This window comes from Dialister sp. UBA1703 (assembly GCA_002320515.1).
In the GTDB taxonomy this organism is placed as follows: Bacteria; Bacillota; Negativicutes; order Veillonellales; family Dialisteraceae; genus Dialister.
The window spans coordinates 268-11,060 of sequence record DCJJ01000094.1; the positions used below are offsets into that span (position 1 = coordinate 268).

At 51.0% G+C, this 10,793-nt stretch carries 8 protein-coding genes; all 8 read left to right on the forward strand.

What is annotated here, in order from left to right; translation table 11 throughout:
- Positions 1-223 precede the first annotated feature (223 nt).
- The 8 genes from recJ to aspS all read left to right on the forward strand — a co-directional run bounded on the left by recJ (position 224) and on the right by aspS (position 10,647).
- Positions 224-2,236, forward strand: a complete 2,013-nt coding sequence (gene recJ, locus B2Y11_RS04640) for a single-stranded-DNA-specific exonuclease RecJ (protein ID WP_291056797.1) — start codon at positions 224-226, stop codon at positions 2,234-2,236.
- A 229-nt stretch (positions 2,237-2,465) separates the two neighbouring features.
- Positions 2,466-4,637 carry a RelA/SpoT family protein gene (locus B2Y11_RS04645; RefSeq protein WP_291056812.1) on the forward strand — a complete coding sequence of 724 codons (2,172 nt, stop codon included), beginning with the start codon at positions 2,466-2,468 and terminating at the stop codon, positions 4,635-4,637.
- Positions 4,634-5,083 (forward strand): D-aminoacyl-tRNA deacylase, encoded by a 450-nt coding sequence (gene dtd / locus B2Y11_RS04650; protein WP_291056800.1) that lies wholly within the window; start codon positions 4,634-4,636, stop codon positions 5,081-5,083. Before B2Y11_RS04645 ends, dtd begins: the two co-directional genes overlap by 4 nt.
- 9 nt (positions 5,084-5,092) lie before the next feature.
- Entirely contained in the window at positions 5,093-5,737 is a 645-nt protein-coding gene (locus B2Y11_RS04655; protein WP_291056802.1) for an MBL fold metallo-hydrolase, read from the forward strand.
- Positions 5,734-6,786, forward strand: coding sequence for an AI-2E family transporter (locus tag B2Y11_RS04660; protein ID WP_291056804.1), 1,053 nt, complete (start codon positions 5,734-5,736; stop codon positions 6,784-6,786). The genes B2Y11_RS04655 and B2Y11_RS04660 overlap by 4 nt, the downstream gene beginning before the upstream one ends.
- A gap of 10 nt (positions 6,787-6,796) precedes the next feature.
- Positions 6,797-7,264, forward strand: a complete 468-nt coding sequence (locus B2Y11_RS04665; RefSeq protein ID WP_291056806.1) for a Fur family transcriptional regulator — start codon at positions 6,797-6,799, stop codon at positions 7,262-7,264.
- Between the two features lie 269 nt (positions 7,265-7,533).
- Positions 7,534-8,796 carry a histidine--tRNA ligase gene (gene hisS / locus B2Y11_RS04670; RefSeq protein ID WP_291056807.1) on the forward strand — a complete coding sequence of 421 codons (1,263 nt, stop codon included), beginning with the start codon at positions 7,534-7,536 and terminating at the stop codon, positions 8,794-8,796.
- 42 nt (positions 8,797-8,838) lie between these two features.
- Positions 8,839-10,647, forward strand: coding sequence for an aspartate--tRNA ligase (aspS, locus tag B2Y11_RS04675; RefSeq protein WP_291056810.1), 1,809 nt, complete (start codon positions 8,839-8,841; stop codon positions 10,645-10,647).
- The last annotated feature ends 146 nt before the right edge of the window (positions 10,648-10,793 follow it).

The window sequence follows — 10,793 nt, forward strand, 5'->3', positions numbered from 1 at the left end:
CGTCGACTTATTCCTTGCATTGAATAAAAATGCAAGAATGAAATCCGATAACGATTTAATCAGCGCTTCCATAGAGACGGGACGTTGAGTCTTTATTCCCCAGTCCCAAACCCACAACTTTGGCCTTTTTATTGAGAATGATAATATGCGGTAGTCATTGAGAATAGGAGTAAAAGGTGATAAAATAAACAGGAAAATAAGTAATGAGAATTGAGGAACTTTTATGAATACAGATAAACAGAATTATAAGTGGAATATCAAAATCGATGGGACGGGGGAAGAGGCGGTGCCTGCTTTCTTTTCTTCCTATCATATACCCCATGGGCTGGGACGAATCCTGATGCACCGGGGGATTGACAGCGAGGAGAAGCTGTCCCATTTCCTGTATGATGATTTGAGCTGTCTTTCGGATCCATTCCTTATGAAGGGCATGGACAGGGCGGTAGAGCGTATTTTAATGGCCATAGAGGGCCATGAAAAAATCGTGGTGTATGGAGACTATGATGTGGACGGCATTACATCCACGTCCATTATGATGCGCTGTCTTTCGTCCCTTTCCGCCGACGCAGGTTACTATATTCCCCAGCGGGAAAAAGAGGGGTATGGCCTGAACCGGGAGGCTTTGGAAAAGCTGTCAGGGGAGGGATACAGCCTTCTTATTACGGTGGACTGCGGTATCAGTTCTGCAGATTTGATTTCCAAAGCGCCAGAGGGCCTTGACATCATCGTCACGGATCATCATACGCCGCCGGCGGTGCTGCCTTCTTGTGTGGCTGTGCTGAATCCTCATCAGGCGGACTGCCCCTATCCCTACAAAGAGCTGGCAGGCTGCGGCGTGGCTTATACGCTGTGCCGGGGGCTTTATCTGAAGCGCTTTGGCAGGGATTATGACGGTACGGTGGAGCTGGCAGCCCTTGGCACCATTGCGGATGTGGTTTCTCTTACAGGGGAGAACCGGATCCTTGTGAAGGAGGGGATGAAACGGTTCGTCCGCACCCCCATCAAGGGGCTGGCAGCGCTTTTGAAGGCGGCGGGCATTGTCCATGATGATGCCACTGCCGTTACCAGGGCGGACCAGGTGTCCTTCGGCCTGGCGCCCAGGCTGAATGCAGCGGGCCGCATAGCCCATGCGTCGGAGGGGGTGCGTCTTATGACCACTTCGTCTGCGGAGGAGGCGGAAAAGCTGGCAGAAAGGCTTTGTGAAATCAATATGACCCGCCAGCAGATCGAGCGTACGATTTTTGACCAGGCAAAGGAGCGGATAGCAGAGCTTGGTATAGAAAAGGATATGGCCCTTGTGGTGGACGGGAAGGACTGGCATCCCGGGGTTATCGGCATCGTGGCTTCCCGCATTCTGGAGTCCTATCATCGTCCGGTTTTCGTCATTACTGTCCGTGACGGCGTGGGGAAGGGTTCCTGCCGAAGCATTCCTGCTTTTAATATTTACGAAGCCCTGTCCCGTGAGTCGGATATTCTCCTCCAGTTTGGCGGCCACAAGATGGCAGCAGGCTTTTCCATTGCAGAGGACAAGATTCCGGAGTTCAGGCGCCGCATGAACGAATATGCGGCAGAGGTGCTTACAGAGGAGGACTGCATTCCGGTGCTGGATGTGGAGGAGGAGCTCTCCATGGATGATATCAGTCTTGATTTCATTCATTCCCTGGATCTTCTGGAACCCTGCGGTGCGGATAATCCGAAGCCCCTCTTTTCCATCAGGGGCGCCTTTGTGGAAACGGCCCGCCATATGGGGGCTGACGGACGCCATTTCAAGTGCCAGCTGTCGGGAAAGGACAGTCTGGTGGATGCCATTTTCTGGGGCGTAGGGGAAGAAAATCCCTGCCAGGCCGGGGATGTGGTGGATATGGTCTTTGAGCCGGAGGTGCATGAGTGGTACGGTGAGCATGTACAGCTTATCGGCAAGGATATCCGTGAGGAGGATATGCGCCTTCTGGACAGGGATTATCTGGCCGATGTATACAGGAAGCTTTCCGCCATTCTCCGCAATATGGCCAAGCCGGTGCGGGAGGTGCATTACCTCATGGGGAAGAAATATGATTTCGAGCCTGTCCGGCTGGGTATGGCGCTGGCAGTTTTCGAAGAGCTGGCCATCCTGTCCCGTTTCAGCCGGAACGGAGAGGATTTCTACCAGAAACGAATCATCGGCGGCAAGCTGAATTTATTAAATTCTTCCATTTATAGAAAGCACAGGATGCAGGGAGGTGGACGAAATGGATGAAACCATGGACAAAAAGAAAAGGATAGAGGATGAGGAACTGGCAGAGGGGCCGGTGAAGGCTACCAATCTGGCAGGGGTATTCAACCAGAATCTGAATGAGGAAACCATTCATACCGATGCCTCCGCCTCTACTCTGGCTGAGTTCCTGATTCATCAGGAAGAATATGTAGAGAAGCAGAAGCAGAAAAAGGACTGGGGCGGCGAGAAGGAAGAAGAATACAAACGCCTCATGGATAAGGTGAAAACCTATATCAAAAACCCAAAGAGTCTGGAGGCCATCCAAGAGGCCTATGAGCTGGCGGACAAGGCCCATGCCGCCCAGGTGCGTGCTACCGGTGAGCCTTACATCATCCATCCCCTGGCAGTGGCCTATATTCTGGCAGAGCTGGAAATGGACGCCCAGGGTATTATTGCCGCCCTTCTTCACGATGTGGTGGAGGATACGGAGTATACGCTGGAAGATATTAAGATGATGTTCGGCGAGGAAGTGGCTTTCCTGGTGGACGGGGTTACGAAGCTGTCCCAGTTCCACTATAAGGATAAGGAAGACCAGCAGCTGGAAAATTTCCGTAAAATGTTCTTGGCCATGGCCAAGGATATCCGGGTGGTGGTCATCAAACTGGCGGACCGGCTCCATAATATGCGGACTTTGGGCGTTTTCCGGCGGGAAAAGCAGCAGCGCATTGCCAAGGAAACTATTGAAATCTACGCGCCCCTGGCCCATCGCTTGGGAATTTACAATATTAAGTGGGAACTGGAGGATCTCTGTTTTCACTATCTCCATCCTGAGGAATACTATGATCTGGTGCGCCAGATGAAGCAGAAGCGGAAGGCCCGGGAGGAAATCGTCAATGATACCATGCGGGTGCTTCACGACCACATCGAGGAAGCGGGAATCAAGGCTGCCATTACAGGACGGCCTAAGCATTTCTACAGTATTTATAAGAAAATGAAAAGGGACAATAAAGACCTGTCCCAGATTTATGACCTCTATGCGGTGCGGGTCATTGTGGATACCATTCCCCAGTGTTATGCGGTGCTGGGCATTGCCCATTCCCTTTGGAAACCGCTGCCCAACCGGTTCAAGGACTATATCGCCGTGCCGAAGCCCAATATGTACCAGTCCCTTCATACCACCGTCATCGGTACCAGGGGACAGCCTGTAGAAATCCAGATCCGTACCTGGGAAATGCACCATATTTCCGAATACGGCGTGGCAGCCCACTGGCGGTACAAGGAAGGGAAGCAGGCAGGGTCCAAGGATTTTGACGCGAAAATCAGCTGGCTCCGACGCATTCTGGAATGGCAGGATACGAGCAACCCCAAGGAATTCATGAATGCCCTGAAACTGGATGTTTTCTCCGATGAAGTCTTCGTATTTACGCCTAAGGGGGATGTGATTAATCTGCCGAAGGGTTCCATTCCCATCGATTTTGCCTACCGTATCCATACGGAGGTAGGAAACCGGTGCGTAGGGGCCAAGGTGAATAATAAGATCGTACCGCTGGATACGAAGCTGAAGAACGGCGATATCGTTTCCATTATTACTTCCAAAACAGGAAAGCCCAGCTACGACTGGATCAATATGGTAGGTGCCGCCGATTCCAAAGCCAAAATCAGAAGCTGGTTCAAGAAGGAAAACCGCAGCGAAAATATTTCCAGAGGCCAGGAAGTGCTCATCCAGGAGGCGGACCGTCTAGGCTATGAGTGGAAAAAGCTCATTGCCAAGGACCGGCTGGCCCAGGTGGCTAAGACCTTTAACAACATGAGCATAGATGACATGCTGGCGTCCGTGGGGTTCGGCGGTGTGGCAGTGAAGAGCGTCATGCTGAAACTGACGGAGCTTTACAAGCGGGAGCTGAATGCCCAGAAGCCTACGGCCCAGAAGACGGCCAAGGCTCTGGAAAACCTGAAGATGAGGAGCGTGAAAACCCGCTCCAACAGCGGCATCCTGGTGAAGGGGGAAGAAGGGCTGGTGGTGCACCTGTCCAAGTGCTGCAACCCCGTGCCAGGCGACGATATTGTAGGATTTGTCACCAGAGGCCGTGGCGTGTCGGTCCATCGGGCAGACTGTCCCAATGCCATCAATTTCCCCGATAAGGACCGCATGATCGACGTGTCCTGGGAAGAGCAGACCAGCAGCATGTTCCTTGTGACCATCGAAGTCATCAGCTACGACCGGACAGGCCTCATGGCGGACATACTGGCTGCTTTGACGGAGATGAAACTTTCCGTGTCCACGGCAAATGTGAAGGTGGAAAACAACGGCATGGCAGTCATGCATCTGGGCATCCAGATCAAGGATCTGCAGCAGCTGGACTTTATTATGACGAAAATCAGAAGAATCAAGGGCGTCCATTCGGTGAGACGCATGCATTCAATGCAGGGGGATGGAAAATGAGAGCAGTCGTACAGCGCTGCAACTGGTGCAGAGTAGATTCGGAGGGGAAGGAAGTATCCTCCATTGGGAAGGGACTTTCTGTCCTTCTGGGCGTGAAAAAGGGAGATACGGAAAAGGATGCGGACTATATTGCCGACAAAATCCTCCATCTCCGTATATTTGAAGACGAAGCGGGGAAATTAAATCTTTCCCTTCTGGATATTAAAGGAGAGCTGTCCATTGTGTCCCAGTTCACCCTCTACGGCGATGCCCGCCATGGCAGACGGCCCAGCTTTACGGAAGCCGAGGCGCCGGACAAGGCGGATGAACTGTACAAAAAGGTGGTGGAAAAGTGCGAAAAGGAGGGGGTTGCTGTAGGCACCGGCGTTTTCCGTACCTATATGAAGGTGGCCCTTGAAAATGACGGACCTGTCACCATCCTTCTGGACAGTGAAAAGAATTTTTAATGGAGATGCATGATGAAGATTATGTACATGGTCCTTGGACCATTTATGACAAACACCTACATCCTGTACAATGAGGAAACCATGGAGGGGCTGGTGGTGGATCCCTCCTTTACGCCGGACCATTATATCAAGGCCATTCAGGACAAGAAGATCCGCCTTCTGTCCATTTTCCTTACCCATGCTCATGTGGATCATATGGCCGGCATGAATGAGCTGAGGCGCGCCTTCCCCGATGCCAAAATGTACATGGATAAAAGGGACCGGCCTTTCCTGCAGGATGCAGAAAGAAATCTGTCCTCCATGTTTCCTGTGCCTACTCTGGTGGATGACGCCGATGTGTGGGTGAAGGATGGGGATGAAATCGAAACCTGTGGGTACACTTTCCGGGTCATTGACACAGCCGGCCATACGCCCGGCGGGATTTCCTTCTATTTACAGAAGGAAGGTATAGTCTTTACAGGAGACTCCCTCTTCCAGGGCTCCATCGGCCGTACCGATTTTCCCGGCGGCAGCATGAAGGAGCTCACCGGCAGCATTAAGAAGAACCTTTTTTCCCTGCCTGACAGCACAGTGGTCCTTTCGGGCCATGGAAATCAGACCACCATCGGAGAAGAAAAGAGGAGCAATCCCTTCCTCACCGGAGGCATCCTATGAAATGGGGCGTTGAATTCTGGCTCCGCGTAGTCATTGCGGCCGCTTTCGCAGCGGTCATCATCGCGGCGCCGTCGGTGCTTTTCCCCTTTGTGGTATCCCTGATTATTACCACCCTTTTAAATCCGGTGGCCCATGCGGTGTACGGACAGGCGCAGAAAATGGGATGGAAAAAGTTTCCCTATGACCTGGCCATCCTCTTTTCCTTTGCACTCTTCATTGCAGTGATTTATCTCATTGCAGTCCATATCTTTGTGCCTTTTATTTCTGAATTTCGGGAATTCATCAAAAGTGTACCTGGCATGCTGGCAGCGGTGCAGCAGGCCGTTCCGGAACTGGAAAAGGAGTATCAGCTCTCCCTCCTGCCGCCGGAAGCCAAGGCCCTTCTGGCCCGCGTCCTGCAGGACATCGGCGAATACACCCTGAAAATCGCTTCTTTCAGCCTGTCTGCCATTTTCACCTTTGCCAGCACGGTGGTGGAACTGATCGTGGTTCCTTTCATCACCTTCTACATGATGAAAAAGGGCGGGTACTTCGTAAATGCATTCATCCATATTTTCCCCGACCGCTTCCATAACCATCTGGAACAGCTTTTCAGGGAAATCCATTTCGTGCTGAATGCCTACATCCGGGGACAGCTTCTTCTTTCCACCCTCATGGCGGTGGTAGTTTTCATCGGTATGTGGACTTTGGATATTCCTTATCCACTGGTCATCGGCCTTCTGGCAGGCATTGTGGAAATGATTCCTTTAATCGGGCCGATTATCGGCGCCATTCCGCCGGTCCTTCTTGGCCTCCTCCAGGGAACCGCCGTCATGCTGCAGGTCATCGTTTTCTACGTTATCGTGCAGCAGGTGGACGGTCATTTCGTCATGCCCAAGCTGATGGGCAGCATTATCAATGTGCATCCTGTGGCCATTATTGCCGGCGTCCTCATCGGCGGCAAAATTTTCGGTGTCCTGGGCATGATGATTGCAGTGCCCCTAGTGGCGGTGCTGCAGATTCTTCTGAAGCACATGTGGTTCTACGACAGATATAAACGAGTACGGTGATGGAGGAAATATGCGAAATATGAAAAAATCAACGGTTATGAATACCCTGAGAAAGAAAATCAGGGAGCATAAGTATAAATTTACCACCCAGCGGCAGATCATCCTGCAGGCCTTCCTGGACAGCAAAGAAAACCATATGAGCGCAGAAGATGTGTATGAAATGGTGCGGGATGAAAATCCGGACATCGGCCTGGCCACTGTTTACCGCTCTCTGGAACTTTTCACACATCTGGAACTTCTGAAAAAACTGGACTTCGGCGACGGCAGAAGCCGTTACGAACTGAACGACCACAACCTTTCCCATTCCCATCACCATCTCATCTGTCTGGGCTGCGGAAAGGTGACAGAATTTTCCTATGATTTCCTCAATGAAGTGAAGGATAAAATTAAAAAGGAAAATGGTTTCAATATAGTGGATTACCAGCTGAAATTCTACGGCTACTGCAAGGACTGCGTGAAGAAAAACCGGAATCTGTAAGATAGTGAGCTGGTGGGCTGGGAAAACCAGGGAGCCGCGCCTGCGGCGCGATGGAGGGGACTCCCTTTGGCGCAGCAGCACAACATTCCCCTCTGAACCCTCTGAACCTTAGGAGCCGGGGGCTCCGTCCATGCCCCGTCCAATTTCAATTTGCCAATATACCCCGTAAGATGGTACAATTTAATTTGTTAGTGTAATCGGAAAGAGGGAAGCCCCTTTTCGAAAGAATGCCTTTGCAGGTAGTTCTGCAAAAATAAAGAGGTGTCGTTATGCAGGCATTAAAAGGAACCCATGATATTCTGCCTGAAGAAGTGTACAAGTGGGATTATATGGAAGGAGTGATCCGGGATGTATGTGCCCGGTACGGATACAAGGAAATCCGGACTCCTATTATTGAAGCCACCGAGCTGTTCCAGCGCGGTATCGGCGATACCACCGACGTGGTAACGAAGGAAATGTATACATTTACAGACAGGGGAAACCGTTCGGTTACCCTTCGTCCGGAAAATACGGCCTCTGTGGTAAGGGCCTATCTGGAACATAAAATGTACGGCGATCAGCAGGTACATAAGATGTTCTATATCGGTTCCATGTTCCGCTATGACCGTCCCCAGGCCGGGAGGTACAGGGAATTCCATCAGTTTGGTCTGGAAGTGCTTGGTGCATCTTCCCCTCTGGCTGATGCAGAAGTTATTGCCATGGCCTGCGAAATTTTCCACAAGCTGGGGCTGAGAGACCTGGATCTCCACCTGAATTCCATTGGTGATAAAAATTGCCGTCCTGCTTACCGCCAGAAGCTCATCGAATTTTTCGAAGGGAAAAAGGATCAGCTCTGTGACGACTGCAGGGAAAGACTTTATAAGAATCCTCTCCGTATTCTGGACTGCAAGGAGGAAGGCTGCAAAAAAGCATCCGTCGGCGCTCCGGAAATTACGGATTATCTCTGTGATGACTGCCATGCAAAATTTGAGGCAGTAAAACATTATCTTGATGGCCTTGGTATTTCCTATACCGTGGACCCACGGCTGGTGAGAGGTCTTGATTACTACACCAATACAGCCTTTGAAATCCAGTATCCGCCTCTGGGCGCCCAGAGTGCCGTATGCGGCGGTGGAAGGTATGACGGACTGGTAGAGGAAATCGGAGGTCCTTCCACACCGGGCATCGGCTTTGCCATCGGTCTGGAACGTCTCCTTCTGGCTCTGGAAATGCAGAATCTCATTCCTGCTCCCAAATCCCGGAAGAGGGTCTACATTGCGGCTCTTGGGGAAGACGCAGTGGCGGAAGGATTTAAAATCCAGGAAGAACTGCGCGGCCTGGGCGTACTTACCGATATGGACCTTCAGGGCAGAAGCCTTAAGGGCCAGATGAAACAGGCAGGTAAGCTGGATTCCCAGTTTACGGTCATCATCGGAAGCAACGAACTGGAAAAGGGAGCAGCTGCTGTGAAGAATATGGCAGATGGAACCCAGGAGGACATTCCCTTTGCTGAGGTAGCCGGTTATATTTCAAAGGAAGAACATCACTCGTAAGAGTTGATTCTTTTATAAATTATTTTAAAGAGGTGCTCTAATATGGAAACAATGGCAGGGATGAGAAGATCCTGCGGATGCGGTAAGGTAACAGAAAACGACTGTGGCAGGGAACTGACACTGGCAGGGTGGGTGAATACCCGACGTGACCATGGCGGTCTGATTTTCATCGACCTCCGCGACAGAAGCGGTATTGTACAGCTGGTTTTAAGCCCCCAGTACGGTGAAGAAGCTTTCCACAAAGCAGAAGGCGTAAGAAGTGAATACGTGCTGGCAGTCAAAGGTAAAGTTCGTGAAAGAAGCGCTGACACCGTCAACCCGAAAATGAAGACCGGCAAGGTGGAAGTGGTAGTTTCCGAACTCCGCGTCCTGAACAAGGCAAAAACTCCGCCATTTTATGTGGAAGACGGCATTGATGTAGATGAAAATGTACGCCTGAAATACCGTTATATCGATCTCAGACGTCCGGAAATGCAGAACCATCTCATTATGAGACATAAGATTGTCCATGAAATGAGAACATTCCTGGATGAAAACGATTTCCTTGAAATCGAAACCCCCATGCTTACCAAGAGCACCCCGGAAGGGGCCAGAGACTACCTGGTACCGAGCCGTGTGAACCCGGGCAAGTTCTATGCACTGCCCCAGTCCCCGCAGCTCTTCAAACAGCTGCTCATGGTATCCGGCATGGAAAGATACTTCCAGGTTGCCCGCTGCTTCCGCGATGAAGATCTCCGCGCCGACCGCCAGCCTGAATTTACCCAGCTGGATATGGAACTGTCCTTCGAAGACCAGGATTTCATCCTTGACCTCATGGAACACATGATGCAGAGAGTCTTCAAGAAAGTACTGAACCGGGATATCGAAATTCCCTTCAAGAGAATCAAATGGGATGATGCCATGAATCTCTACGGCTCCGATAAACCGGATCTCCGTTTTGACATGCACTTCTACAATATTTCCGACCTTCTCCGGGATACAGGATTCAAGGTATTCCGCTCCGTTCTTGACAATGGCGGCGTAGTGAAAGCCATCAACGTCAAGGGCGATGCTGCTATTCCCCGCCGTGAACTGGACGGCCTGGTGGACTATGTAGGCCACTATGGCGCCAAGGGCCTGGCATGGATCGGCTTCAACGAAGACGGCAGCCTGAAATGCCAGATTACAAAATTCCTGGGTGAAGACAAAATCCGTGAAATCGGCAAAGCCTGCGAAGCTGAAAAGGGCGACCTTGTCCTCATCATTGCCGACAAGCCGAAGGTAGTGGCCCAGGCTCTGGGCGAACTGCGTCTGGAAATGGCACGCCGCATGAACCTCATTGACCCCAACGAATTCTGCTTCCGCTGGGTTACCGATTTCCCCATGTTCGAATACAGCGAAGAAGAACACCGCTATGTAGCTGAACATCATCCATTCACCGCACCTCGTGATGAAGATGTACAGTACCTCCTCACCGACCCCTCCAAGGTTTATGCCAAGGCCTATGATATGGTACTGAACGGCGTAGAAGCAGGCGGCGGCTCCCTCCGTATCTATCAGGAAGACCTGCAGGAAAAGGTATTCAAAGCCATCGGCATTTCCCAGGAAGAAGCAGAGCAGAAATTCGGCTTCCTCCTGGATGCATTCAAGTACGGTGCTCCGCCCCATGCAGGCATTGCCCTGGGCCTTGACCGTCTCGTCATGCTCATGCTGCATCTGGACTCCATCCGCGACGTTATCGCTTTCCCGAAGACCCAGAGTGCCATCGATCCGCTCACCCAGGCTCCGTCTACTGTAGCAGACAAGCAGCTGAAGGAACTTCATATCAAAGTAGATATTAAGAAGGAAAAAGACCTCTTCGAAAAAGCATAAATCTTTGCTTAGTGTAAAATTTTACTCGGTAGGGGAATTTTTCCAGAAACAATAAAAAAGGAAAGCCTCCCATTGAGTGGAAATGTTATAATTTCAGTGCACAGATAAAACAAAGAAAGGGCTTTCCTCATGGATATTATAACAAA